Origin of the sequence: Flavobacterium omnivorum, from assembly GCF_900099915.1 — a bacterium.
GTDB lineage: Bacteria > Bacteroidota > Bacteroidia > Flavobacteriales > Flavobacteriaceae > Flavobacterium > Flavobacterium omnivorum.
The window spans coordinates 212925-238991 of the sequence record NZ_FNDB01000003.1; the positions used below are offsets into that span (position 1 = coordinate 212925).

At 35.2% G+C, this 26067-nt stretch carries 22 protein-coding genes, 2 tRNA genes and 1 pseudogene; 8 read left to right on the plus strand and 17 right to left on the minus strand.

Features of this window, described 5'->3' with window-relative positions:
• Positions 1 to 12: 12 nt before the first annotated feature.
• The 4 genes from BLS90_RS04660 to ruvC form a co-directional block, all read right to left on the minus strand.
• Complete coding sequence (locus tag BLS90_RS04660; RefSeq protein ID WP_091255804.1) at positions 13 to 384, minus strand: MmcQ/YjbR family DNA-binding protein; 372 nt, start codon at positions 382 to 384, stop codon at positions 13 to 15.
• A gap of 10 nt (positions 385 to 394) precedes the next feature.
• Positions 395 to 1183 carry a cyclase family protein gene (locus BLS90_RS04665; RefSeq protein ID WP_091255806.1) on the minus strand — a complete coding sequence of 263 codons (789 nt, stop codon included), beginning with the start codon at positions 1181 to 1183 and terminating at the stop codon, positions 395 to 397.
• Between the two features lie 87 nt (positions 1184 to 1270).
• Positions 1271 to 2449, minus strand: coding sequence for a radical SAM family heme chaperone HemW (gene hemW / locus BLS90_RS04670; RefSeq protein WP_091255808.1), 1179 nt, complete (start codon positions 2447 to 2449; stop codon positions 1271 to 1273).
• 62 nt (positions 2450 to 2511) lie between these two features.
• Positions 2512 to 3066 (minus strand): crossover junction endodeoxyribonuclease RuvC, encoded by a 555-nt coding sequence (gene ruvC / locus BLS90_RS04675; RefSeq protein WP_091255810.1) that lies wholly within the window; start codon positions 3064 to 3066, stop codon positions 2512 to 2514.
• 23 nt (positions 3067 to 3089) lie between these two features.
• Between ruvC and BLS90_RS04680 the strand changes: the two genes are divergently transcribed.
• Both BLS90_RS04680 and BLS90_RS04685 read left to right on the plus strand, forming a co-directional pair.
• The gene (locus BLS90_RS04680; protein WP_091255812.1) at positions 3090 to 4064 is read left to right on the plus strand and encodes a lysylphosphatidylglycerol synthase transmembrane domain-containing protein; all 975 of its coding nucleotides are present in this window, start codon (positions 3090 to 3092) and stop codon (positions 4062 to 4064) included.
• Between the two features lie 7 nt (positions 4065 to 4071).
• Complete coding sequence (locus BLS90_RS04685) at positions 4072 to 5172, plus strand: glycosyltransferase family 2 protein (protein WP_394331022.1); 1101 nt, start codon at positions 4072 to 4074, stop codon at positions 5170 to 5172.
• A gap of 143 nt (positions 5173 to 5315) precedes the next feature.
• Here BLS90_RS04685 and BLS90_RS04690 read toward each other — a convergent pair whose 3' ends face one another.
• Positions 5316 to 5792 (minus strand): hypothetical protein, encoded by a 477-nt coding sequence (locus tag BLS90_RS04690; protein ID WP_091256079.1) that lies wholly within the window; start codon positions 5790 to 5792, stop codon positions 5316 to 5318.
• 42 nt (positions 5793 to 5834) lie between these two features.
• Positions 5835 to 6227 (minus strand): hypothetical protein, encoded by a 393-nt coding sequence (locus BLS90_RS04695; RefSeq protein WP_091255814.1) that lies wholly within the window; start codon positions 6225 to 6227, stop codon positions 5835 to 5837.
• Between the two features lie 42 nt (positions 6228 to 6269).
• Between BLS90_RS04695 and BLS90_RS04700 the strand changes: the two genes are divergently transcribed.
• Together BLS90_RS04700 and BLS90_RS04705 are read left to right on the plus strand one after the other, a co-directional pair.
• Entirely contained in the window at positions 6270 to 6770 is a 501-nt protein-coding gene (locus BLS90_RS04700) for a DUF456 domain-containing protein (RefSeq protein WP_091255816.1), read from the plus strand.
• Positions 6771 to 7300: 530 nt separating this feature from the next.
• Entirely contained in the window at positions 7301 to 8158 is an 858-nt protein-coding gene (locus BLS90_RS04705) for a class I SAM-dependent methyltransferase (RefSeq protein ID WP_245705045.1), read from the plus strand.
• A 6-nt stretch (positions 8159 to 8164) separates the two neighbouring features.
• Here BLS90_RS04705 and BLS90_RS04710 read toward each other — a convergent pair whose 3' ends face one another.
• The 11 genes from BLS90_RS04710 to BLS90_RS04765 all read right to left on the minus strand — a co-directional run bounded on the left by BLS90_RS04710 (position 8165) and on the right by BLS90_RS04765 (position 21127).
• Entirely contained in the window at positions 8165 to 8866 is a 702-nt protein-coding gene (locus BLS90_RS04710) for a DUF3291 domain-containing protein (RefSeq protein WP_091255819.1), read from the minus strand.
• A gap of 78 nt (positions 8867 to 8944) precedes the next feature.
• Entirely contained in the window at positions 8945 to 9586 is a 642-nt protein-coding gene (locus BLS90_RS04715; RefSeq protein WP_091255821.1) for a carotenoid biosynthesis protein, read from the minus strand.
• Positions 9583 to 11043: a 1-hydroxycarotenoid 3,4-desaturase CrtD gene (gene crtD / locus BLS90_RS04720; RefSeq protein WP_091255823.1), complete on the minus strand. Its 1461-nt coding sequence runs from the start codon at positions 11041 to 11043 to the stop codon at positions 9583 to 9585. The genes BLS90_RS04715 and crtD overlap by 4 nt, the downstream gene beginning before the upstream one ends.
• A 151-nt stretch (positions 11044 to 11194) precedes the next feature.
• Positions 11195 to 11653 carry a sterol desaturase family protein gene (locus BLS90_RS04725; RefSeq protein ID WP_091255824.1) on the minus strand — a complete coding sequence of 153 codons (459 nt, stop codon included), beginning with the start codon at positions 11651 to 11653 and terminating at the stop codon, positions 11195 to 11197.
• 348 nt (positions 11654 to 12001) lie between these two features.
• A tRNA-Asp gene (locus BLS90_RS04730) sits at positions 12002 to 12075 on the minus strand.
• A gap of 274 nt (positions 12076 to 12349) precedes the next feature.
• Positions 12350 to 12423, minus strand: a tRNA-Asp gene (locus tag BLS90_RS04735).
• Between the two features lie 86 nt (positions 12424 to 12509).
• Complete coding sequence (locus BLS90_RS04740) at positions 12510 to 13436, minus strand: DUF58 domain-containing protein (protein WP_091255826.1); 927 nt, start codon at positions 13434 to 13436, stop codon at positions 12510 to 12512.
• Between the two features lie 159 nt (positions 13437 to 13595).
• Positions 13596 to 13913: a thioredoxin gene (gene trxA, locus BLS90_RS04745; RefSeq protein ID WP_066083169.1), complete on the minus strand. Its 318-nt coding sequence runs from the start codon at positions 13911 to 13913 to the stop codon at positions 13596 to 13598.
• 377 nt (positions 13914 to 14290) lie between these two features.
• Positions 14291 to 15154 carry an outer membrane beta-barrel protein gene (locus BLS90_RS04755; protein ID WP_091255832.1) on the minus strand — a complete coding sequence of 288 codons (864 nt, stop codon included), beginning with the start codon at positions 15152 to 15154 and terminating at the stop codon, positions 14291 to 14293.
• 253 nt (positions 15155 to 15407) lie between these two features.
• Positions 15408 to 19958, minus strand: a complete 4551-nt coding sequence (dnaE, locus tag BLS90_RS04760) for a DNA polymerase III subunit alpha (protein WP_091255835.1) — start codon at positions 19956 to 19958, stop codon at positions 15408 to 15410.
• A gap of 332 nt (positions 19959 to 20290) precedes the next feature.
• Positions 20291 to 21127, minus strand: coding sequence for a putative inorganic carbon transporter subunit DabA (locus BLS90_RS04765; protein ID WP_317039378.1), 837 nt, complete (start codon positions 21125 to 21127; stop codon positions 20291 to 20293).
• On the opposite strand from BLS90_RS04765, the pseudogene BLS90_RS04770 reads away from it, so the two are divergent.
• From BLS90_RS04770 to BLS90_RS04785, 4 genes and pseudogenes are all read left to right on the plus strand, one after another.
• Positions 21056 to 21445: pseudogene (locus BLS90_RS04770) on the plus strand (transposase); the annotation flags it as partial. The gene BLS90_RS04765 and the pseudogene BLS90_RS04770 sit on opposite strands and share 72 nt — an antisense overlap.
• Positions 21446 to 22149: 704 nt before the next feature.
• Positions 22150 to 23544 (plus strand): 3-isopropylmalate dehydratase large subunit, encoded by a 1395-nt coding sequence (gene leuC, locus BLS90_RS04775; protein ID WP_091255838.1) that lies wholly within the window; start codon positions 22150 to 22152, stop codon positions 23542 to 23544.
• 171 nt (positions 23545 to 23715) lie between these two features.
• Complete coding sequence (gene leuD, locus BLS90_RS04780; RefSeq protein ID WP_091255840.1) at positions 23716 to 24312, plus strand: 3-isopropylmalate dehydratase small subunit; 597 nt, start codon at positions 23716 to 23718, stop codon at positions 24310 to 24312.
• Positions 24313 to 24442: 130 nt separating this feature from the next.
• Positions 24443 to 26017, plus strand: a complete 1575-nt coding sequence (locus BLS90_RS04785) for an alpha-isopropylmalate synthase regulatory domain-containing protein (RefSeq protein WP_091255843.1) — start codon at positions 24443 to 24445, stop codon at positions 26015 to 26017.
• The last annotated feature ends 50 nt before the right edge of the window (positions 26018 to 26067 follow it).

The window sequence follows — 26067 nt, forward strand, 5'->3', positions numbered from 1 at the left end:
CAAAAGTAATACCTAATTTTCTGATTCTAGAATTTCGTTTTGCAATTTATTTGTTAAACTTTTGAAAACCAAATCATAGGAATGGTTGATCAACTCTTTGACCAAAGCATCCGAAACTGACTCATTTATAGCTATAGTGTTCCAATGGGTTTTACTCATGTGAAAGCCAGGCTGAATCGCATCATAATCAGCACGTAATTCCTCAGCACGCTCTGGATCACATTTTAAATTAACAGAGGGTTTTCCTTTTTCCCACTGACTTAAGGATGTCAATGCAAACATCTTGCCGCCCACTTTAAAAACTAAAGTATCTTCATCAAAAGGAAAATGCGCTGTGACTCCTTTTTTTGCAAGACAATATTCGTAATAGCTTTCTAAATTCATTAGATCCAAATTAGATATTTAGCATGGAGAACAAAACTGGTTTGCTCGGACTTGCATCATTTTCGAAAGAAGCAATTTGCAGGTTCAACAAATAACTCCCGTCTGGAATAGCATCTGGCACGTAAATCATTTCGGTAATCGTCGCCTCTACTCGGGCATCCGAATTTAAAGTATTCACGTCAGTCACATTCCAAAAAGCTTTGTGTGCCAAAAGTTTTCCTTCGTCCTTTTCTTTATCTACGCTTGGAAGATCAATTAGCAAGTGTTGGATCCCGCTTTCGCGAATGAAACGCGCAGCATCTTCCTCCAAATATGGCGGATTGGTATTCGAATATTTTAATGATTTTTTTATATTAAAATTAGGAAGCGTTCTAATGATTAGAGCTTCTTTTGGAACACCTAATTTCAGTGCCACATCGAGCGTAGTCGAAATACTATCCAAAGTAATCACCAAATCCTCTCCTTGCAATTCCGGCACAACCGAAATCAATTCAGCCAAAAAGAAAAACTGTTTCAACGATTGATTAATGCTGTAAAATTCTCGTGTAATATGCCCCAAACATTCCGTGTGAGTTCCATGTCCGTGAGGATTGAAGAAAATGTTATTGAAATTAGTGGATGATTTCCCTTCCGAAACTTTCCCTATCCAATCTCCAAAAACCACGGGTTCAATAACTGGTTTATCAATGTACCAAGCAATTGGATTGTCATCGGTATTTGTTAACGGAATCGAAATATCAATGGGTTTTGATAGATCGACTTTAATTGTTTGATTGTTATGTTGAACTGTTGCTAACACAAGTTGTTTTTTTATGCTACTCAGACGCGACTACACAAAATTCCTTTCAACTTTGCGTAAAACTTTGCGACCTTTGCGGTTACGTTACTATTCCAAATTTAAGTAAAATAAGTCTGATGCAATTCCATCCGTCAAAAACTTTCCTTTTACTGTTGGTTTCAAAATATTGTTTTCGACAAAAACTAAATCATCATCAAGGAATTTCTGAGTCTGTTTATTCAAATATTCCAAATACTCACTCCCAAATTCAGTTTTGATTCTATCCAAAGAAACGCCCCAAATCGTTCGTAATCCGGTCATAATATATTCGTTATAACGGTCCGCTTTTGATAGCGTTTCCATTTCGTTTGGTAATTTATCCTCTTGAATGGATTTTAAATAAAGGGAATTATTCGCAATATTCCAGCTTCTAGAAACACCGTCATAACTGTGCGCCGAAGGGCCAATGCCCATGTATTTTTTTCCCAACCAATAAGCCGAATTGTTTTTTGAAAAATAATTCTCTTTTCCAAAATTTGATAACTCATAGTGAATAAACCCTTTCGATTCAAGCATCTCAACCAATATCATAAAATGTTCCTGAGCCACTTCGTCTTTGGGCGCTTCCATTTTTCCGGTTTGAATCATTTTATTCATTGCTGTTTTGGGCTCAACCGTTAAAGCATAACTCGAAATGTGTGGCACCCCAACAGAAAGGGCCTTTTCGATATTCTGCTTCCATTTTTCATTGCTCATCCCCGGAACGCCATAGATCAAATCAAGCGAAATATTATCAAAATATTTGGTGGCTTCTTCTAAACATTTTTGGGCTTCCTCTGAATTATGCGCGCGATTCATCAACTTCAAATCGTCTTCAAAAAACGATTGAATCCCGATGGAAAGTCGATTGATTCCGATAGAACGATACTCTTCAAAAATTGTTCTCGACTGCGCTCCTACTGACAAAGTAGTCAAATCATCAGGATTGGCTTCAAGTGTGATTTCGGGATTTGGAGCAACAGTATAATTTTTATAAATCGTATCAATCAGAAGTTTCAAATCAGAAATCTGCAAAACAGAGGGTGTTCCGCCTCCAAAATAAATAGTTTCAATTTGGGTGTCACTTCGAGCGCCCTCGAGAAGCTCAAATTCGCTTTTGCGCATTTGGATTTCTTTAGCCAAAGCCAAAACCATCTCTTCTTTCTTATTCATCGAAGTCGAAAAATGAAAGTCACAGTAATGACACGCTTGCTTGCAAAAAGGTATATGTATGTAGATTCCGCTCATTTATTAGTATTCAGTCGCAGTCGTAGTTTCCAGTTGCTGAGACTGAAAACTGCGACTGAAAATTATTTTTTTACTCGTTCTTCATTTTGTTTGACAAAAGCATCCCAACCGGTATAGCTTTTCGTTCCAACGACCTTTCCAGAATTGAAAAAGTGACAAACAGCAGCTGCCAAACCATCAGTACTATCCAGGTTCTTAGGTAATTCCTTCAGCCCTAAAAGTTGTTGTAGCATCTTAGCGACTTGTTCCTTACTGGCATTTCCGTTTCCGGTAATAGCCATTTTTATTTTCTTGGGTTCGTACTCGGTTATGGGAATATCTCTCGAAAGGCCTGCTGCCATTGCTACACCTTGTGCGCGTCCTAACTTTAACATCGATTGCACATTTTTACCAAAAAAAGGCGCTTCAATTGCGATTTCATCTGGATTGTGTGTATCGATTAACTCAATCGTACGTTCGAAAATGATTTTCAGCTTTTGATAATGATTATCGTATTTGGACAATTGCAATTCGTTCAATTGCAAAAACTCCATTTTTTTGTTGACAATTTTTATCAATCCAAAACCCATAATCGTCGTTCCTGGGTCAATTCCTAATATGATGCGTTCGTTTGCCAATTTTAATTTGTTATTTTGCAGTAATGATTCCAATTCCACACAAAACTAAGCAATTCCTCGTACTTCTAATCAAAGTTTTGATTGTGGGCGGTGCGTTTTATTTTATTTACAATCAATTGGCCAATAACGACAAACTCGATTGGCAGAAATTCATTGTTTTATTCCAAAAAAATCAATCTATTGGCCCCATCGCGTTTATTTTGTTTTTGAGTGTTTTAAATCGCTTTTTTGAAATTTTAAAATGGCAAAACTTAGCATCTATTGTTAAACCTATTACTGCAGCTGAAGCTACAAAACAAGTTCTTGCAGCACAAACAGCAGGGATTTTTACTCCAAATGGCATAGGCGAATATGCCGGAAAAGCACTTTTTTTTGATAAATCAGAAACTAAAAAAGTAATTTTCCTAAACTTAATTTGCAACGAAATCCAAATGATTTTAACCGTTTTCATTGGGATCGTTGGTTTGTTGTATTTTAACACGCAATTCCAAGTAATTATGACGAAAACAGTTACAATCCTCTTTGCAATTCTGACGCTTGCTTTTATTGTTTTATTTTCGGTAAAAAAAGTAAAAATCAAAGGCTATTCTATTGAAAAACTACTTCATAAAATCAATGAAATTCCAAAACAAATCCATCAAAAAAATAGCTGTCTAGGAGTTTGTCGCTATTTGGTTTTTTCACATCAATACTATTTTTTGTTCCTCGTTTTTGATGTTGATTTGCCCTATCTATTAGTAATGTCGGCAATAACTAGCGTTTATTTTATTGCATCCTCCATACCTACTTTTCAATTTTTAGACTTTGCCGTAAAAGGAAGTGTTGCCGTTTATTTCTTTGGAATCCTTGGAGTAAATGAGTGGATTGTAATTTTTATTTCTACGTTGATGTGGTTTTTAAATGTAGTTTTACCCGCTATAATTGGTAGCTATTATGTACTAAATTTTCAAATTCTCATCCCATCCGTCTTCGATGGAGAGAGAGAAGCCACTTTATAAAGTACTTATGATTACAGTTATTTTATTTATGATTCTTGCTATTTATTCCATTTTAATTGGACTTTTAATTTATGGCTTTACCAAAGTAAATACAATTAATTTTACTGGCTTAAAGCCAAAAACAAAATTCTCGATTGTTGTTCCTTTTCGGAATGAAGCCGAAAATTTACCTATTTTATTGAACAGTATATCACAATTAGATTATCCAACAGAATTGTTTAAAGTGATTTTAGTCGATGATGAATCTGAGGAATCGTTTAAAATTCCAAGTTTAAAGTTTAAAGTTTCGGTCATAAATAACATTCGGGTTACTAATTCACCCAAAAAAGCTGCGATTGTAACTGCGATGCAAATTGTTAATACGGATTGGATTATCACCACCGATGCCGATTGTGTAGTTGATAAACACTGGTTATTAACCTTAGACAATCACATTCAACTTCATGATGTTGCCATGATTGCCGGCGCAGTAACGTATGATTGCGGTAATTCATTTTTGCATCATTTTCAGCAATTGGATTTAGCAAGTTTACAGGGTGCGACCATCGGTAGTTTTGGCATTAAGAAAGGATTTATGTGCAATGGCGCTAATTTTGCTTATACCAAATCTTTTTTTCAAAAACTAAATGGCTTTCAAGGAAATGATTCAATCGCTAGTGGAGATGATGTTTTCTTGTTGCAAAAAGCGATAGCACAATTTCCTGAAAAAGTACATTATTTGAAGTCGGAAAACACCATTGTTCATACAAAACCGCTGGATAATTGGAACTCTTTATTTCAGCAAAGAGTACGTTGGGCTTCAAAAACAAGTTCGTATCAAAGTAGTTTTGGGAAAGCTTTGGGATTAATTGTTTTTGCTGGGAATTTGAGTTGGCTCTTGGTTCTTGTTTCTTGGTCCTTAGGCTTAAATACTTTTCAAAACTTCTTTTTAGTATGTGTTTTAAAGTTCTCTGTTGATACCATTTTGATATACAAAACTAATTATTTTTTGAATAACAGTAAAATGCGCTATTTGATTTTAAGCAGTTTGTTCTATCCTTTTTTTAGTACAAGTGTGGCTTTGTATTCGTTATTTGGAAAATACGAATGGAAAGGAAGAAGATTTTAAATTGCAAGTTTTTGATTACAAATGTATTAAAAACTAAACTCATAGTTGTATACTAAAACCCTAGCCCAGATGGAAACGGCATCCTTTTTCTTTTTTTTAAAGAAAAAGATACAGTGAACAGCTGGAAATAGCTCCAAAAAAACCTACTCCACTTTGAGAATCACTGGAAGAATAAATTGCGTTTTTACAGGAATTCCGCGCTTAATGGCTGGATTAATTTTAGGAAAATCAATCAAACGTGCCTTCAAGATACTATCAATTTTTATCGTGTCATAAGCCACCGAATCTTTGGGGAATTGTGGTTCAAATTGCATAGTAGCATTAGGGAAAATTGTGACCTTCACTTCAATGGTATCTAATTCCGGATAAAGAACTGAAAGGGTGTCAACGCTTAGTTTTTCTTGAATTAGTTGCGTTAAAACTTCAAAAAAGCATTGCTGACGTTGCGCTTTATTGTCTATTTTTTCACAATCTACTACCGATGGATATTCATCAACTTCTTTCCAGTTGATGGATTTCAGTTCCTTTTGCAGCAATTCCTTTTCGGAAGGAATTTGCTTGTCAAAGTATTGACAGGAATTAAAAAATATAAATACTAAAAAGAGGTAATAGTGCTTCAAGGTTTTATTTTTCAATGGAACTAATATTTTATAAAAATACAATTATTTTTTTTGAGATGCTTTGTAAATTAAATAATCTTCGTAGGATTCAGCGAACCATTTCTTTTTGTTTGTATCGGCAATTTCCTTTTGATCAGGATACAAAGCTGCCAATCGGTCTGAGAAAATAGCAATTTGAATGGTATATTTAAAGTACTCCTGCTTTGTCAAAACTACATCAGTACTGGCTTTTTTGTCAAAAAATTCAAAAAAAAGTGCATCAAAGTCTTTCAATGAAAAATTTAATACTTTTACCCTATTTTCATTGTAGATAGTCTCTTTCAAGACCATGTCGGCATCCGCTTCCTTTTTTTCCTGAGCCTTTAGTGAAGAAATAGAAAAGAAAAGCGATAATGTCAATAATTGTATTAATTTAATTCCATTTATTTGATACATCCGTGTTGCTTTTATGTTGTCAAAATTACTAAAAATAAATTTATGGACATCTTACTTTTAACTCTTGGTTTCGTATGCATTATGGTAGGCTTATTAGGGAGTTTTTTACCAGTTTTGCCGGGGCCAAGTATGAGCTGGATTGGTTTAGCACTACTCTATTTTACAAATGCTGTTCCTGCTAATTATTGGATTCTTGGGATTACTTTGGTTATTACTGTAATTGTATCCGTTTTGGATTACGTGATTCCGGCTAAAGGCACTAAAAAATTTGGAGGCAGTTCTTACGGTATTTGGGGGACAAACATTGGCTTAGTTGTTGGGATTATTACTCCCATTCCTTTTGGCTTCCTTATAGGTCCGTTTGTGGGTGCTTTGATAGGAGAACTTATTTTTGATTACAAAGACCACAACAGAGCGTTGAAAGCAGCCGCAGGGTCTTTTGTTGGGTTTCTAGCGTCTACTTTTATGAAGTTTTTGATTTGCGTACTTTTTCTGGGATTATACAGCTCGATTGTTTGGCATTATAAATCTGAACTATTTTAACAGCTTCAAAAAAGGGAGGTGTCACTATTTACAAGGCGGCAAAAGTTTCCTTACATACTTTATTGTTAATCCACTCGTGATAAAAACAAATTGAAGATTACTATTTTAATCATGCTAAATATTATTTTATCAGAAAAATAGCTGTCGGAATCACCAACTGCGATAGAATGCTTTCCTTTTTAGTAATCAAGATAAAATTTTTTGCTAATTTAGATGAATATTAAATTGGCTTTAATAACTAAAATAACGAAGTTAAAGTTTGAACTTTGACCAATGTAAGGCGCTATGCTTTTTGAAATTTCAACATTAAAAAAAAGAAACATTAATTTATCTGTAAAATGATATTTTTAACAAGCTAAGATAAAATTTTTTTATTCTAAAAATTTAAATTATCGTGCGATACCATTTTTAATTTTCAAAAATATCAATTAAACCTATAAAAAATTACGGACTATATCATGCACCAACTTCACAATTGCCCCATTTGCAACTCGCAGACTATTAATCCTTTTATTCAAACGACAGCTCAAATGCATTCAAGCAAAGAGTTATTTAATTTTGATCAGTGTGCCGAATGTCAACTGGTTTTTTTAAACCCAAGAGTAGAATTAGACGTGTTAAAAAACTATTACACTTCTCATTACCTGCCTTACAGAGGTTCTGAAGCGTGGGGGAAATTTGAAAAATTAGTTGAAGGAAGCCAGCAAAAGTTAGATTTAAAACGGGTGCAGCGGGTAAGAGATGCTCATTTCATTTCATTAGAGTCTTTAATTTTGGATGTTGGTTGTGGTAAACCCTCTTTTTTGAAAGCGTGTCAACAAAAGTTACATTGCCAAACAATGGGGATTGACTTTAGCGACGAAGGATGGAAAGAGCAAGAGGCCAGCTTTGAAGGATTAGATTTGCGAGTAGCAGAAATTAAAGAGTTACCAAGTAATTTGCAGCCCGATGTTATCACGATGTGGCATTATCTGGAGCACGACTACACCCCATTAGAAAATCTCACCTATTTAAAATCTATTGCGAAACCATCAACAACACTTGTTATTGAAGTTCCCAATTTCGATTCTGCTAGTCGAAAAAAATACAACGAAAATTGGGCTGGTTGGCACACACCGCGTCATATTTCATTATTTTCTCCTAACAACATCGAAATATTACTTAATAAAAGCGGATGGAAAGTCACCAACCTATTAACTCATGGCACCATGGATCCTTACCTGCTCTATTGGATGAGCGAAATGGAAAAAAAGGGAATACAGTGGGATAAAAATATGGAAGACGAATTTTGGAACTTTATGGTTGGAATGGTACAATTCATGCCCAAAAAATGGATGGAAAAGAAATCATCTCTCGGCATTATGACCGTAATTGCAACACCAAATTAACGAATTTTATAAACTTAACAAATCTTTACCTTCCCAAGTTCCGGATGATTTATAGGGTTGAAACCTAGAAAAAAGTTCTTCTGAATACCATTCATATTGGCGTGTTTTCTTAATGGCTTCTTGATGTTGCTTGCTTTTATATGCAAATTGTTTTACCGATTCAAAATCCTTCCACAAACTGAAAGTTGCCATCTGAATAATGGGAACCTCACCTACACCTTTAGTGTAGATCAAGCCTTCATTTCCGTCTAAACCTTTTTCAGAAGTGGGAACGTATTTCCAAAACTTTACAAGCCAATTCCATTTTATGGTTGCTCGAGTAATAATTGCAATTGGTAAATTTTGCTCTAGTTCCGCCCCTTTTTCAAAAGGATTTTTACCAACCCAAGTCCCAACTGCTGAAATATTTTTCATGTAAAGTGTACATATTTCCTCTGTATGTTTCTCATACTGTTTAATCAAATCAGAAGAAGTAAAAAAGGTTTGGGCTGCTGCTTCTGATTCCCAAACTTGTAGTAAACAATAAACTGACCAATCAGGCATAGGGTTAAAACCTCTTCCTTTTCCACTACCCATCAATCTGTAGAAAGTCAAACCCTTTACTTTTTTTAAATCTTTATTAGCGAATTGCATCATACCAAAACCCCAAGCTTTATCGCTAAAAGAAGCATATCTAAAAAAGGTAATTGTACTAATTTGTTTGCTCATGATCAAATAATTTCTAATTAATTATAGTTGGAAGTTAGGAATATAGGTTGCAAATACTTTTTTATTCGACACTTAGATTTAAGTGATTAAAAAATACAATGCAACAAAAAAGACAAATTGTGCAAGTAGAATAACCACGCTAATTTTAGGATTTATTTTAGGACGAAAAAAGTAAATCAACCCATGAATAAAACTACTGGTTGCAAACCACATCACGTAGTTTTGAAATGGAACTACACTATTTTCCCAACCCCAAAAGCCCAATTTCATAGCAACCGGTTCAATGAAAAAGTCCAAGGCAGTCATCATAATAGAAGGGAAAATGACTAATAAAAATGGCTTTTTAGTAAAATATTGAACGAAACCATAAGAACTTAATGATAAAAATAACCAATTGACACCAATCACTAAGGGAGTTTCAAAAACTTTAAATCCAAATAAATTACCATACGAATAGCTCCCAAATAATACACCTGTCGCAACTCCAACTGCCTCAACTGTAAATCCTATCAAAAAAATTAGCAACGATAGGTTTAAAAACTTTTTACTAAAATCATTATTAACTTTGTAAAAAACAAATAGTGTTAGCAATAAATTAAGAGGTGTAAGTGGCAAAAATAAATTTTTAAATTCATGCAGCGCTATTCCGAGTGTTCCAAAAAAATAGAACAACAGCAAAATCCCAATCCAACGATTTTCTATTGATATGGTTTTTATCATTTTACGAGTTTATCAATAATTTTTGCAGATAATAAAGCTAAAGGAATTCCACCACCTGGATGCACACTACCACCACAAAAAAATAGATTCTTGTACTGCGAAGAAAAATTCTTGTGGCGAAAGAAAGCGGCAAACCTATTGTTGCTAGATGTCCCGTATAGAGAACCTTTATACGAATATGTTTTATCTTGTATGAGTTGTGGAGTTAATTGTTGCTCAAATTGGATCAGTTCCTCTATACTTTCACCTAAATTTCTTGAAATTTTGCTTAAAATATTTTTTCTAGCTTCGGCAATTAAACTATCCCAATCTTGACCGTAAACGGACGGGACATTAATCATTACAAACCAGTTTTCTTTTCCTTTGGGAGCGTCTCCTTCATTTTTTTTACTGGTAATATTGATATAAATAGTGGGATCTTCGTAGATTGTTTTGGCTTCAAAAATATGATCAAATTCCGATTTATAATCCTCTGTAAACATAATGTTATGCACATCTAATTGCGGAAATTCTTTATTAACTCCCCAATAAAAAATAAGTGCAGAACTCGATCGTTCTTGTTTATCTACCTCTTTTAATTTTTTTGCAGAAGGAATTAATTTTTCATAAACAGTATGAATGTCAGCATTACATACAACAAGATCAGCAGCGTAAATACAAGAAGCTGTAGTAACACTTTTTGCCAAATTATTTTCAGTTCCAATCGCAATAACTTCTTGATTATAATGAAATTCAACACCAATTTCTATGGCTAGTTTTACTAAGCTATTAGTAATCTCGTGCATACCGCCTCGAGGTAAGTAAGCACCAAGACCAAACTCCAAATGCGGAATTATATTCAATATCCCTGGCGCTTTATATGGATTTGATCCATTATAGGTGGCATATCTGTTAAACAACCGAATCGTTTTCGAATCGGTAAAGGTATTTTCATTGACCTGATTCATTGTATTAAAAATATTCAAAAACGGCATCTTGACTATAGCAACTAAAGTCGAAAAAGAAAGAAATGAATTTATTTTATGAAGTGATTTGTTTAGAAATTGATCTTTAGTAGCACCATAAATAAAAGCACTTTTATTTAAATGCTTCTTCACCTTTTCGGCAGAATCAGTTGTTTTTCGTTCCATTTCTGCTGCAAAAGCATCGATATCTGAACTTGCTATAATCTGTGTTCCATCCTCATAAAAATAATTACATAAAACATCAAGTTGATCAAAATTGAAATAATCAGACGATTTTTTTCCAGAGAGATCAAAAAGTTCAGTAACTAAATTAGGCATAGTAAAAAGCGAGGGTCCAGCATCAAACCTAAAATCATTCCCACTAATTTGGGTTAGCTTTCCACCAGGATAAGAGTTTTTTTCAAGAACTTGAACAGCGTAACCCTTGTTTTGCAATCGAATTGCCGCGGCTAGTCCCGAAATTCCAGAACCAACAATGATTGCCTGCTTCATAAAGGTTTTACTATTAAAAAAATGTCGATGAAAAATATAGTTTTGACGATGAGTTTTCCAGACTAGAAACTGCGGTTCTGTTGAAAATATTCATGATTAAAAAGATAAGCTAAGAAAAAATTGTTGAGCACTATTTTATAAACTTCCCATTTTAAACATTTACTTTTTTAAGCTCTTGTTTTAAAAACTTCCAGGGAACAATCAACATTCCAAAACACTCGCCTTCCTCTTTCCCCCTATGTTTATGATGCACTTTGTGCGCTCTACGAATCGCTTTTAAATAAACATTTTCAGTGTTTCTAAACCATTTAAATCTTTGATGTATAAAGACTTCGTGAACTAAAAAATAAGCTAATCCATACGCTAATATACCAAAACCAATATACATCACTGTCCAATAACCGTACATTGAACCCAACATAATGCACAACCAAGATGGAATTGCATAAATTAGGAAAAAAGCATCGTTTTTTTCAAAAAAGACTTCCTTGTTGGGGGTATGATGATCAAAATGTAAATTCCATAAAAAACCATGCATTACATATTTGTGTGTAAGCCAAGCCATAAATTCCATTCCCCAAAAAGTTAAAAAAATAATTATAAAACCCATACCTATTAATTTTAAAATCAAATAAAGATTACATGCATTTTTTAGATTGAACAATCAACAAAACAGGAACTATTGTAATGATTGTCCTTTTTTTATGACAAATCTGCAAGTATAAAAATGATTTATAAAGGTATGAATTTAAAAAGATAATTTTCGCCTATTTAATCCAGTATATTTGGATTAGTACTAAAAGTTTTGGGGAAATAGTAAAACATTGGTTTTTGCATTTTAGATTGATATCCAAATCAGAAAGTTTTGTACTTGATGCATTTTCGTTACCATTCCTGTTTACTAAAGTTATCAAAAGCAAAAAAGCCTTTCGGTTACGAAAGACTTTTTTCTTACTAGCGGTCTGGACGGGACTCGAACCCGCGACCCCATGCGTGACAGGCATGTATTCTAACCAACTGAACTACCAAACCAGTAATTTTTTTTTAATCTGCAATGCTCTACTGCTCTTTTCCAAGAATTCTTCAGAAACTGCCTCCTCCCAAACATCGAGATGACAGACATGTTTACTAACCAACATCCTTTATTTTAAATCAAAAAAGCTATTCGCCGAGGCGAAAAGCTTTTCATTGGTCTAACTACTAAACCCGCTACGAGTTACAAATTCGTAGCAAACAACACAACTAACGTTAAAAACCTTAAGGGGCAAAAAAGCCTTTCTGTTACGAAAGGCTTTCCCCAATATTGCGGTCTGGACGGGACTCGAACCCGCGACCCCATGCGTGACAGGCATGTATTCTAACCAACTGAACTACCAAACCTCTGCGTTATTGCGGTGGCAAAGATACAATAGATTTCCGTTTGCACAAGCGTTTTTTGAAAAAATATTTGATAAATATTCCTCGTTTTATCCAAAGTTTTGTTTTTCAACCAAGTATGTCATTAATATTTTTTCAAAACTTTCATGCACACTCACCGGAATGTACTTTATTCTGTTCTGAGAACAAGTCAGGGCCAACTTTTTAAAGTAACTTTCTATCTGTTTTTCATATTCTTCTTTTATATTATCTGCAAAAACAGCTACTACCTCACCTGTTTCAACATCGACAAACTTCCTTGGAGCGTTATCAAAATCAAAATTTAACTCTGTTTTATTATCCACGACGTGAAATAAGACTACTTTGTGTTTATTGTGTTTCAAATGTTGCAATGCATTAAACAGTGCTTCTTCATTTCCAGATTGAAACATATCCGTAAATAAGATAATCATAGAGCGTCGATGAATCTTTTCCGCTATTTGATGTAAAAATGTAATCGTATCGGTACTTTTTTGAACCACAGGTTTTATTAGCAGTCCTTCAAGAGCATTTAAAATCATTCGATGATGGCGATCACTGCCTTTTTCAGGCGCGTAGTACTCGTAAGTATCCGAAAACACGCTTATGCCTACAGCGTCACGTTGTTTCTTCAGCAAGTTCATTAAAACCGCCGAAGCCAAGACCGAGAACCCTATCTTATTTTCAAAAAACGGCTGGCTTTTCGTTAATACCGGATAGTGCATCGATGACGAATTATCGATAATAATATGACAACGCAAATTTGTCTCTTCCTCAAACCGTTTGGTATACAAACGATCCGTTTTGGCAAACAACTTCCAATCAATGTGCTTGGTGCTTTCGCCAACATTGTACACTTTATGTTCAGCAAATTCTGCTGAAAAGCCATGAAATGGGCTTTTGTGCATTCCTGAAATAAAACCTTCCACAACCTGATTTGCCAATAGCTCCAGATGCTGGAAACTAGAAATTTTCTCTATTTGCGATTCGATCTTCATCTACCAAATATATTAAAAGATTAAATGATTAAAAAATTACTCAAACAAAACTTAATCAAGAAGCTTAAATCAATTCCGCTTAAACAAAAAAAAGGTTTGACTTTCGCCAAACCTTCTCTCTGAACCCAAAAGGATTCTATATAAATCATAATCTACCGATTACAACAACGCGTCTAAACTATCTGCATACGTTTGCTTTGGAGCTACTCCTACTTGTTTACCTACAACTTCTCCATTATGAAAAACCAATACAGTCGGGATGTTTCTTACTCCATATTTAGCTGCAAATTCTTGATTTGCATCAACATCTACTTTCCCTATAACAACTTTTCCTTCGTATTCATTGCTTAATTCATCTATGATTGGACCTACCATTCTACATGGTCCACACCAAGCTGCCCAAAAATCTACCATTACCGGTTTGTCTGATTTCAAAACTACTTCTTCAAAAGTAGCATCTGTTATTGCTAATGCCATAATATTTAATTTAAAGTTTATCGTTTGATTATTTTAATGTTTCAAACTAGAATACAAATTTAGAAATTAAAAACAAATCAAACACTATTCACAAATTAGTTTTGACTATTAATCTATTGCCAATTTCTATCTATATTATCGGACAAATTATACCATTTGTTTTCTAATGCGATCTATCCTGATGAACAATGGGTTTCTTCTCCCTAAAAATTCAACACGCGCTATTCGCGCTAAAAAGTGCAAAAATTTCCATCTTAGTAGGTAAAGTCCTTTTTGTACTACAAGAAACTCAATTCAATAAGCAAAGTGTTTTTTTACAAAATGAAAAAAGCTACCTCTTCAGGCAGCTTTTCAATCTATACTTCAAAACTATTTTATTACAGACTGTATTTCATTCCAAGGGTTAATCCCAATCCACTAATTCCAACGTAAGAACTCAACTCATCTGTTGGCCTAGTACTATCAATCGTATTAAACTGTGAATTATTCGAATTACTATCCAAACGATCAGAATAATTAGAATGAATCTGTGCCGTGGTACGCGTATTTAATCGATCTGTTCCATTAACAGTAAACTCAGTAGTTTCTTTATCTTTTCCATGAACGGTAAAATTACGGTATTCTAATTCTGCAAAAGCAGAAAGGTTTTTAGCCAGTTTATAAGAAGTCCCCAATGCGGCTTGAAAACCTAAAGTAGGATTGGGTTTGATAACATCTTTGCTATACACATTTACACCGGGCGCAACAACTGCGTTTGTTTTAATGGTTAAATCACCATGCACAGGAACAATCACCCCTACTTTTGAATAAGTCTCAAATCCTTTCACTTCACCTAAAAATAACACAATAGCCGGAGCTAAATCAAAAGCTGTAATCTGACCCACAGATCTCAAGGTTACTAACCCGTCATCTATTCTTTTCACCATGGTCTTGTCATTACTATTGTAATAATTGATCCCCATTTCTACACCCAAACGATCTGTAAAACGATAACCCACTCCAGCTCCAGTTCTAAAACCTTCCCCAAAAGAACCTGTAATACTTTCTTCTGAAATTAAATTTCCACCCACAAAAACCTTGCTTAATGCTGCTTGTCCGCCTACAGTAGGAAATTCAGTTGCAGCAGTCTGCATAAAATAAGATCCGCCCAATTTAAAATACCAACTTTCCTTTTTTTCGGTTTGCCCTATCATCGTCATGGAACAAATCATAAACCCTAGTAAAAATAACTGCTTTTTCATAATTTCGTTTATTATCATTTATACAAAAATAACTCATTTTTACTTAAAATTTAATAACAAAGACAGTCAATTATATGTTAAAAATGATTAAAGTTTAATAGTCAAGCTATTGCAAACGTTTAGATATAAAAATAAAACTACACATCTGAAGCATAAATTGTAATGGAATTACTAGAACAAACACCTTACAAATAATTTTCAAAATCATCAGTTTTTAAGCTCTCAAAATTTTCATCTTATTAAAATTATGATTTTAATTTAATTTAAAGTTAATCTGCATTTTCTCTAACTCAACTAATAATTCATTTGAGATTTTAATTTTCAATTTCCTACTCGGCATAGTCAATTTAGTGACCACCTTTATCTCTTCAACTTCTTCCACTTTTGCTACAGCACTAGAACTCCCTGGAATTTCCAAAACTTCCATTTCAGGATCATCCTCACTAACATCAACAAAACTAACCTCATCATTTTCTAATTCAATGGGAGCGACAGTAACGAGTCTCTTTATTTTTTCCAATTCCATGATTTCAAAAGACACCGTATTATCTCCCTTATTCTCCTGAAAAAGACGACTTAGTCTATGAATAAAATCAGTTTCTAAATCCGATATATTAAGTAGCAAAATTAATTTCTTGGCAAAAGTTTCCAAAACATCTTGCAACTGCTTTACTTCTACAAATTGCAGTCTCGGCTCTCCTTTTTTTCCTGTATCTCGATCTGTCCAACCTTCTTTGACTAATACTTTCATGAATGTGAAATTATTTTGAATAAAAAAGTGACGAAACTTTAAATACTCCTCCCCAAAAATCCGGAATTCATAACTCTCATCGTAACCTTCTAAAGTAAACATCCCCCAACCCTTTCCGTTCTTGGCCACACGATGTTGAACATTATTGATAATTCCCCCAAAAGTTAAATTTTTACTCAGATGTAATTCCATATTTCTCAATGCATCTAATCTGGCATTACAAAAATATTTCATTTCAAATTTATAATCATCTAACGGATGTCCCGAAATATAAATACCAACCACCTCTTTCTCTTTGGCGAGCTTTTCCATTGTACTCCAATCTTCACAAGGTGGCACAATAGGTTCTGCAATTTGTACTTCGCTCGCATCCCCAAATAGGCTTACTTGCGACGAATTTTCGTTTTCCTGATACTTTGAGCCATACCGAATCGCTTTTTCATAAAACGTAATTCCATCCCCATCATCATGAAAATATTGCGCTCTCGTAGTTCCTAAAAACGAATCAAAACCTCCTGCTAAAGCTAAATTTTCAATTGCTTTCTTATTGGCCGCACGCAAATCAATTCGTTTGGCCAAATCAAAAATCGATTTGTATTTTCCGTCTTTTCTATTCTCTACAATCGTTGCCACAGCTCCAGAACCAACTCCTTTAATAGCTCCCATACCAAAACGAACGGCATAATCATCATTTACGGTAAACTTGTAAAAAGACTCATTAACATCTGGACCTAAAACTTGCAACCCCATACGTTTACATTCCTCCATAAAGAAAGAAACTTGTTTAATATCACTCATATTATTAGACAAAACCGCTGCCATATATTCTGCTGGATAATTGGCTTTCAAAAAAGCAGTTTGGTAGGCAATCCAAGCATAACAGGTAGAGTGTGACTTATTAAAAGCATATTCTGCAAAGGCTTCCCAGTCTTTCCAAATTTTTTCCAGTTTATCTTCGGCATGCCCTTTGGCCGCAGCCTGACTGATAAATTTAGGTTTCATTTTGTCCAAAACATCTTTCTGCTTTTTCCCCATCGCTTTACGCAAAACATCGGCATCCCCTTTGGAGAAATCTGCTAGTTTCTGGGATAAAAGCATCACTTGTTCTTGGTAAACGGTTATACCGTAGGTATCTTTTAGTAATTCTTCACAAGCATCCAAGTCATAAATAATCTCCTCTTCCCCATTTTTTCGCTTGACGAAACTAGGAATATAAGCTATTGGACCAGGACGATACAGTGCATTCATGGCAATCAAATCAGGGAAAACTGTCGGCTTCAATTCCTTCATATATTTCTGCATTCCAGCAGATTCATATTGAAAAATACCTACCGTTTCTCCACGCTGAAACAGCTCGTATGTCTTCAAGTCATCAATAGGAAAGGTATCCGGATCCAGATCAATACCCATTCTATATTTTACTAATTTAACCGTATCCTTGATTAAAGTCAGGGTTTTCAAACCCAAGAAGTCCATCTTTAGTAATCCGGCACTTTCTACTACCGAATTGTCAAATTGAGTCACATATAAATCGGAATCTTTGGCAGTTGCCACAGGTACAAAATCAGTAATATCACTTGGCGTAATAATCACTCCACAAGCGTGAATCCCTGTATTTCTTAGGTTTCCTTCTAAAACTTTAGCTTGCTGAATGGTTTCTCCACCCAAATCATCTTCATTAGCAAGACCTATTAATTCCTTAATTTTATCGTATTCTTCTGGACGAACTGCTTTCTTAATTACATCCTCTTTTTCATTTAAAAAACGAGCCAAATTCCACTTAGAAGGCATCATCCCCGGAATTAATTTCGCAATTTTATCGGCTTCAAATAGCGGTAAATCGAGTACACGAGCCGTATCTCGAATCGCTGATTTTGTCGCCATTTTTCCATACGTGATAATCTGCGCCACTTGTTTAGACCCGTATTTCCTAATCACATAATCCATGACACTGCTGCGTCCTTCATCATCAAAATCAATATCAATATCGGGTAATGACACCCGATCCGGATTTAAGAAACGTTCAAAAAGCAGGTTGTACATCAACGGGTCGATATTGGTAATTTTCAAACAATAAGCCACCACAGAGCCCGCTGCCGAACCCCTTCCTGGTCCTACCGATACTCCCATGCTTCTTGCTTCTGCAATAAGATCTTGTACAATTAGGAAATATCCAGGATAACCCGAATTAGAGATAGTCAGTAATTCAAAATCCAGCCGTTCTTGAATTTCCTCCGTAATTTCAGCATATCGCCTTCTGGCTCCTTCAAAAGTAAGATGCCTTAAATAGGCGTTTTCGCCCCGTACTCCGCCATCAACTGCGTCTTCGGGATTATTAAACTCCACCGGAATTTCAAATTTTGGAAGTAAAACTTCACGTGCCAGATCAAAGATTTCAATCTTATCGACAATTTCCGAAATATTCGAAATCGCTTCTGGTAAATTGTTGAAAAGTTGCTTCATTTCGTCTCCCGACTTGAAATAATACTCCTGATTGGGTAATCCGTATCGATAGCCTCGGCCACGACCAATTGGCGTAGTTTGCTTTTCACCATCACGCACACAAAGTAAAATATCGTGTGCATTCGAGTTTTCTTTGTCTATGTAAAAGGTATTATTAGTGGCTATTATCTTGACAGCATGTTTTCTTGCCAATGAAATTAAAGAAGCGTTTACGCGATTTTCATCTTCTTGATTGTGACGCATCACCTCAATATAAAAATCTTCCTGAAACTCATTTTTCCACCACATCAGTGCTTCCTCAGCTTGATTTTCACCTATGTTGAGGATCTTATTTGGAATTTCACCATACAAGTTTCCCGACAAAACAATAATATCTTCTTTGTATTGCTGAATAACATTCCTATCGATTCTGGGTACATAATAAAACCCTTCTGTGTAAGCAATCGAAGACATTTTAGCTAAATTATGATAGCCTTTTTTGGTCTTCGCCAAAAGCACGATTTGGTAACCATTATCCTTAACCGACTTATTTTTATGATCTTCGCAGACAAAAAATTCACAACCCACAATAGGTTTCATCGGAACTTCGGTAGGTTCTTCACCGTTTTCAATTGCCGCTTTATTTTTGGCTTCAGCCGCCTTATTATGGTATAAAATATCCCGAACAAAATGGAAAGCTCCCATTAAATTGGCATGATCCGTCATGGCAACCGCAGGCATTTTTTGTTGCGCTGCTGCTTTCACCAATGCTGCAATACTAATAGTAGATTGCAAAACTGAAAATTGAGTATGGTTGTGTAAATGAACAAAAGGCGTGTCCACAAGTACTTTTTTATTCTCAGAAAGTGCTGCCTTTGAAACCGCTGGATCTTGCTTCTCTCCAAATTGCTGACGAATTTTATCGGAAGCTTCCTTGAGATTGATATGTTTTAACCCTATGAGTTTTATCTCTGTTGGATTCTTACTTTTAAAATCTTGAAAATAGCTAGCAGGTACATCCAGCTCTTCTTTGGTAAAAACATCACGTCGAATTAACTCTAGAAAACAACGTGTAGTCGCCTCGACATCGGCGGTTGCATTATGGGCTTCACCAAAAGGTTTGTTGAAAAGATAAGAATGCAATTCTGTTAATGTAGGCAATTTGAATTTCCCTCCACGACCACCTGGCAATTTTAACAATGATGCGGTAACTTCGGTACAAGTGTCAAGAATAGGCATAGCACTCATTTGGCTCTCAACGCCCATTCTATAAAACTCACAGCCCATAATATTGATATCAAAACCTAGATTCTGACCCACAATAAATTTGGCTTTACCTAAAGCAATATTGAATTTTTCTAAAACTTCACTCAAAGAAATTCCATCGGCTTCCGCCAATTCTGTTGAAATACCGTGAATTCGTTCCGCATCATACGGAATATTGAAACCCTCAGGCTTGACCAAATAATCTTGATGCTCGACGAGTTTCCCCATATCATCGTGCAACTGCCAAGCGATTTGAATACAACGTGGCCAGTTGTCTGTATCAGAAATAGGAGCGCCCCAACGCTTTGGTAATCCTGTAGTTTCAGTATCGAATATTAAGTACATAATCCACTCCCCAGCCCTCCCCGAAGGAGAGGGAGCCAAAATCAAATGATTCCAACTGCGTATTTAACTGGATTTAAACACTTTAAAATTAATAAAAGTCACAAAAATTGAATTTCAAATTTAGTTTTTTTTAGGGTAAATATGGAGGTAAGTTATCAACAACCAAAAGAAATTTAAAACATAGTATAATAATTGAGCAAGCCACCATTAACGGCGTAAAGATAATATCGGAACGAAACCGATTGGTACTTTTCTTGCGAAAGCAAACAATTAAAAACAAAGAAGGCTACTTCAAATTACGAAACAGCTTTCTCTATGTGATAGCGTAGTATCTATAGAGTCATCATCTCCACCTCTTTTTTAGTGGCACTTTCTTGATTAGCGGTAACCCAACTGAACTTTTGTTGATAATGAATTATTGTATTGGCTTCTAATGGATCCATAACCATTAAATAAATCCATTTATTATCTAGAAGATTTTTAAGATGTTCATTTCTTGCAAGAACGGCGCTGACCCTTGATAGTGGCGCTTGTATTAGTACTGATAATCGTAAAGGCTGGTGATACATTTCTAGGTCAGACTCCATTACCGATTGCAGCGGAAGTCCCATTTTTAAATCTCCTCCATTACCTTGCACCACACCAAATTTACCAGTAATATTATGGGTGATTTTTGAACCTCCTCCAAAAACTTTATTATCCACCGTTGAAAAATAGTAGTGGTTGTTTAACCATTGCGTCACTACCATAGGACCTTGCATTATGGCTTTTAACGCTTTGCCATTTTCATCTGTTTCCCAGTCATAGGAATGTAGAAAGCATCGTCCGTCCAGATTATGATTTTTTGTTAATTCTCGCGGGCCAACAATAAATCCCGCATTTTTAGCCAAGCCCCATTCTGGTCTTGTTTCTCCCCAGTTATTCGCTTTTTTATGTGCCAAATCAACACTATTTTTAGTGACAGCAAGTCTTTCTTGAGTGGCCGTTTGTTGCGTCTTCACTAAATTCAATTTCAACTTTTGCAATTGCTCTCTGTGAGAATCAGGAACCTCTGCATCAAACAGTAAAATTTCATCCGTAGTCGTATTGTGTTCTGCTTTGTTTTCCCTGCAGGTAATATGGCTATACGAAAGGCTGTTCAAGGTAAAAAAAATGTTGGAAGAAATCAAGTAGACACCTACTATTTTGATGTGGAAAAATGCAAGAACTCCTCTTCAAAAGAAGGTTGCTTTAAAAAAGGGTCAAGAACAAAAACATACTTTGTATCAATAAAATCTGATTTACATCAAGAACAAATTGCCTTTCAAGAAACTGATTATTATAAAGAAAAAGCAAAACACCGATACAAAATAGAAGCGAAAAGCAGTGAGTTAAAAAATGTACATAGTTATAATAGAGCAATATCGTATGGCATTACCAATATGCAAATGCAAGGTGCTATAGCAATTTTCGCAATCAACTTAAAAAGAATGCTGAAATTAAAGTAGGAGATGTAATCTACATGCGCATTATGCAAAATGAACCAATATAAATCAAAAAATAGACGGTTACAGCCTAAAATAAAAAACAGTTATAAAAATAAAAACGCTTAAAACGGATATTTAAAATCCTGTTATAAGCGTCTTTTTATTGTCTAAAAAACTACGCTAATCAAAATAAGCGATGTTTTTCAGTGCCCTCGGAAATTCCAATGTATTCTTGTGCATTCAAAATCTCTATGTGACTCTTGAAAAGTTCTGAAAGCGAGAGAAAATAGTTTATTGGATGTCGTAGTATTTCATTAAAAAAAAACATTGTTTTTTTTTAATGAAAAATAATTGACGGCAATCCTTAAAAAAACTAATTATAAACATTCACTAAATAATAATCATTTAAATCCTGTTTTAGCGTGAAATGATCAACAATAACGAATAAAAAAGGCCAAAATAAGACAGATCAATAATTTATTAAAACAGCAGCAAAAAACAATACAAGCCGATTTACCATGGAACAAAATAAAAACACAAAAGGAATACAAAAAGATAATTATCGAAACGCAACTCTAGGACTCAATAAAAACAGTTTGGGCATCGTATATAATGAGTAATCCAAATTGACGCCTTTATTACTTTTATTAAATTTGCTTTGACCGTTACAACTACTACTGTTTTATGAGTTGTAAAAGAAGAAATACACTTAAAAAAATATTACAATGAGTACTACATTATTTGACAAAGTATGGGATTCGCACGTGGTGCGTAAAATTGAAGATGGACCAGATGTGTTTTTTATTGACCGACATTTTATTCATGAAGTTACAAGCCCTGTTGCTTTTTTAGGTTTAAAAGAAAGAGGAATCTCGGTTTTATATCCAGAGCGTACTTTTGCTACTGCCGATCATAATACCCCAACCATAAATCAACATTTACCCGTTGAAGACCCATTATCTGCTAACCAACTAAAAGCTTTAGAAGAAAACTCCAAAGAATACGGAATTAGCCACTGGGGATTAGGAAACTCAAAAAATGGAATCGTTCATGTCGTGGGTCCTGAAAACGGAATTACATTACCGGGTGCAACCATTGTCTGTGGCGATTCACATACATCGACTCACGGTGCCTTTGGTGCTATTGCTTTTGGAATCGGTACTTCTGAGGTAGAAATGGTACTTTCTACCCAATGTATCATGCAACCAAAACCTAAAAAAATGCGCGTTAGCGTCGCTGGTGATCTTCAGTTAGGAGTTACGCCAAAAGATGTTGCTCTTTATATTATATCAAAACTATCCACTTCAGGTGCTACCGGTTATTTTGTAGAATACGCAGGAAAAGTTTTTGAAAATATGACTATGGAAGGCCGTATGACCGTTTGCAATTTAAGTATCGAAATGGGAGCTCGTGGAGGAATGATAGCTCCAGATCAAACGACATTTGATTATTTAGAAGGGCGTTTATTTGCTCCAAAAGGTGCCGCATGGGATACAGCAGTTGCCTATTGGAAAACCTTAAAAACAGATGTGGATGCTAAATTTGATGAAGAAATCAACTTTGAAGCTTCTGACATTGAACCAATGATTACGTACGGGACTAATCCTGGTATGGGCTTGGGAATTTCTAAAAGTATTCCAAATGCTAAGGATGTTGTTGAAGGAGCAGAAACCTATGCCAAATCTTTAGGTTATATGGGATTCCAGCAAGGAGAAGCCATGATAGGCAAACAAATTGATTACGTTTTTTTGGGCAGTTGTACTAACGGTCGTATTGAAGACTTTAGAGCTTTTGCATCAATTGTAAAAGGCCGCCAAAAAGCCGCTAACGTTACAGCGTGGCTCGTTCCAGGATCACATGTTGTCGAAGCACAAATAAAAGAAGAAGGAATTCTTGATATATTGACTGAGTCAGGTTTTGTATTGCGTCAACCAGGTTGCTCTGCATGTCTAGCGATGAACGACGATAAAGTGCCAGCTGGAAAATACGCTGTTAGTACTTCCAACAGGAATTTTGAAGGACGTCAAGGACCTGGTTCCAGAACGTTATTAGCCAGTCCCTTTATGGCTGCGGCAGCGGCAGTGACTGGAATATTGACGGATCCACGAGAGTTGTTGTAAAAGATTACTACAGGTAGATTAACGATTTTTGATTTCAGATATCGAAAAACTACTCAACTTTCAACTTCGCTTTTTAATAGATATATAAAATAGTGGCGACCAAGATTTATTTTTTCAACGAAAATCAAAAATCAAAAATCGTTAATCAAAAATCAAAAATCCAAAATTACAATGGCTTACGATAAATTTACGACTCTTACCAGCACTGCAGTTCCCCTTTCTATAGAAAATGTAGATACGGATCAAATTATTCCCGCACGTTTTCTAAAAGCAACAGAACGCGTTGGCTTTGGTGACAACCTTTTCCGCGACTGGAGATATAATAATGATGATTCTCCAAAATTAGATTTCGTTTTAAACAATCCCACTTATAGCGGACAAATCCTTGTTGGCGGGAGAAACTTTGGATCTGGATCATCCAGAGAACATGCGGCTTGGGCAGTTTATGACTATGGCTTCCGTTGTGTAGTTTCTAGTTTTTTTGCTGACATTTTTAGAAACAACTGCTTAAATGTGGGCGTACTTCCTGTTCAAGTAAGCGCTCCATTTGCCGATAAAATTTTCAAAGCGATAGCAGCAGATCCTAAAACAGAAATAGAAGTCAACCTTCCAGAACAGACCATTATACTTAAAGCAACTGGAGAAAAAGAATCTTTTGATATTTCAGGATACAAAAAAGATAATATGATCAATGGATTTGATGATATTGACTATCTACAAAACATAAAAGAGGAAGTAATCGCATTTGCAAATGAACTTCCCTACTAATAACTTAAAAATGCAGGTACTTCAGCGTTAAAAAGATCGCTGCAATTCGAAACTGCTTTTATTATTTTATAAAAAAATTGTACGGTTTTAAATCTATCCGTCAAAAATCGTATTAGCATCAAATTTAGAAATGGAAAAAAGAAAGATTGAAATAATGGATACGACACTACGTGACGGAGAACAAACCTCTGGAGTATCTTTTTCTGCTGCCGAAAAACTAACCATTGCGCAATTGTTGCTGGAAGAATTAAATGTTGATCGAATTGAAATTGCCTCTGCACGAGTTAGCGAAGGCGAATTTCAAGGAGTGAAAGGGATTATGGCATGGGCTTCAGCCAAAGGATACAACGACCGAATCGAAGTTTTGACCTTCGTAGACGGCGGGCTTTCCATCGAATGGATGAAAAAAACGGGAGCTAAAGTTCAAAACTTATTGACTAAAGGATCACTTAATCACCTAACACATCAATTAAAAAAGACACCAGAACAACATTTTTCTGAAATCGCCCAAACGATAGCTTTGGCCGCAGCTCACAATATTGAAACTAACGTGTATCTCGAAGATTGGAGCAATGGCATGCGAAATTCACCCGAATATGTTTTTCAATACCTAGATTTTTTAACAACGCAACCCGTTAAAAGAATCTTATTACCTGATACACTAGGTGTTTTAATTCCTTCTGAAACGTTCACGTTTATTTCGAAAATTATAAACAAATACCCAAATATCCATTTTGACTTTCACGCCCACAATGATTATGATTTGAGTATTGCTAACGTAATGGAAGCGGTAAAAGCAGGGATTCAGGGGCTTCATGTCACCGTAAATGGAATGGGAGAACGTGCTGGAAACGCCCCTCTAGAAAGCACCGTTGCTGTCATCAATGACTTTTTACCAGAAATAGAAATAAGCGTAAAAGAATCTTCCTTATACTCTGTCAGTAAGTTGGTTGAAACTTTTACAGGCTACAGAATTCCTGCTAACAAACCTATAGTTGGCGATAATGTCTTTACACAAACAGCAGGAATTCATGCTGATGGCGATAATAAAAATAACTTATATTTTAATGATTTACTACCAGAACGCTTTGGGAGAAAACGAAAATATGCACTTGGAAAAACATCGGGAAAAGCTAATATTGAGAAAAATCTGCAGGAACTGGGATTACAATTGAATCAAGAAGACCTAAAATTAGTTACCCAAAGAATTATCGAATTAGGCGACAAAAAAGAAACGGTCACGAAAGAAGATTTACCATATATCATATCAGATGTTTTAGACAGCCAGACCTATGAAGAAAAAATCGTAGTGGAATCATATATCTTATCCCATGCAAAAGGAATGCGCCCATCCACCACCCTCTCTTTAAAAATAGATGGAGAAGTTATCGAAGAGCATGCACAAGGTGATGGACAATTTGATGCTTTTATGAATGCATTAGCAAAAATTTACAAAAGCAAAAATTTAGAACTACCTAAATTGATTGATTATGCAGTACGAATCCCACCTGGAAGTAGTTCAGATGCATTATGTGAAACCATAATTACCTGGATCAACAACGGAAAAGAATTTAAAACAAGAGGATTAGATTCCGATCAAACGGTGGCAGCAATTATAGCCACGCAAAAAATGTTGAATGTCATCCCCTCCCCAACCGTACTCGAAGGACAGGGAGACAAAACTGAAAAAGAACTAAAACACTAAAAAAAACATTTCTACTACATCTCAGCTTTCTTTTCTTCGAAAGTGGCTGA

Excerpts from the sequence above, each read along its gene's own strand:
- BLS90_RS04660 (WP_091255804.1), bottom strand. The coding sequence starts at position 384 with ATGAATTTAGAAAGCTATTACGAATATTGTCTTGCAAAAAAAGGAGTC.
- hemW (WP_091255808.1), bottom strand. The coding sequence starts at position 2,449 with ATGAGCGGAATCTACATACATATACCTTTTTGCAAGCAAGCGTGTCAT.
- BLS90_RS04680 (WP_091255812.1), top strand. The coding sequence starts at position 3,090 with ATGATTCCAATTCCACACAAAACTAAGCAATTCCTCGTACTTCTAATC.
- BLS90_RS04685 (WP_394331022.1), top strand. The coding sequence starts at position 4,072 with ATGATTACAGTTATTTTATTTATGATTCTTGCTATTTATTCCATTTTA.
- BLS90_RS04695 (WP_091255814.1), bottom strand. The coding sequence starts at position 6,227 with ATGTATCAAATAAATGGAATTAAATTAATACAATTATTGACATTATCG.
- BLS90_RS04700 (WP_091255816.1), top strand. The coding sequence starts at position 6,270 with ATGGACATCTTACTTTTAACTCTTGGTTTCGTATGCATTATGGTAGGC.
- BLS90_RS04705 (WP_245705045.1), top strand. The coding sequence starts at position 7,301 with ATGCATTCAAGCAAAGAGTTATTTAATTTTGATCAGTGTGCCGAATGT.
- BLS90_RS04710 (WP_091255819.1), bottom strand. The coding sequence starts at position 8,866 with ATGAGCAAACAAATTAGTACAATTACCTTTTTTAGATATGCTTCTTTT.
- BLS90_RS04715 (WP_091255821.1), bottom strand. The coding sequence starts at position 9,586 with ATGATAAAAACCATATCAATAGAAAATCGTTGGATTGGGATTTTGCTG.
- crtD (WP_091255823.1), bottom strand. The coding sequence starts at position 11,043 with ATGAAGCAGGCAATCATTGTTGGTTCTGGAATTTCGGGACTAGCCGCG.
- BLS90_RS04725 (WP_091255824.1), bottom strand. The coding sequence starts at position 11,653 with ATGGGTTTTATAATTATTTTTTTAACTTTTTGGGGAATGGAATTTATG.
- BLS90_RS04740 (WP_091255826.1), bottom strand. The coding sequence starts at position 13,436 with ATGAAGATCGAATCGCAAATAGAGAAAATTTCTAGTTTCCAGCATCTG.
- trxA (WP_066083169.1), bottom strand. The coding sequence starts at position 13,913 with ATGGCATTAGCAATAACAGATGCTACTTTTGAAGAAGTAGTTTTGAAA.
- BLS90_RS04755 (WP_091255832.1), bottom strand. The coding sequence starts at position 15,154 with ATGAAAAAGCAGTTATTTTTACTAGGGTTTATGATTTGTTCCATGACG.
- dnaE (WP_091255835.1), bottom strand. The coding sequence starts at position 19,958 with ATGTACTTAATATTCGATACTGAAACTACAGGATTACCAAAGCGTTGG.
- leuC (WP_091255838.1), top strand. The coding sequence starts at position 22,150 with ATGAGTACTACATTATTTGACAAAGTATGGGATTCGCACGTGGTGCGT.
- leuD (WP_091255840.1), top strand. The coding sequence starts at position 23,716 with ATGGCTTACGATAAATTTACGACTCTTACCAGCACTGCAGTTCCCCTT.
- BLS90_RS04785 (WP_091255843.1), top strand. The coding sequence starts at position 24,443 with ATGGAAAAAAGAAAGATTGAAATAATGGATACGACACTACGTGACGGA.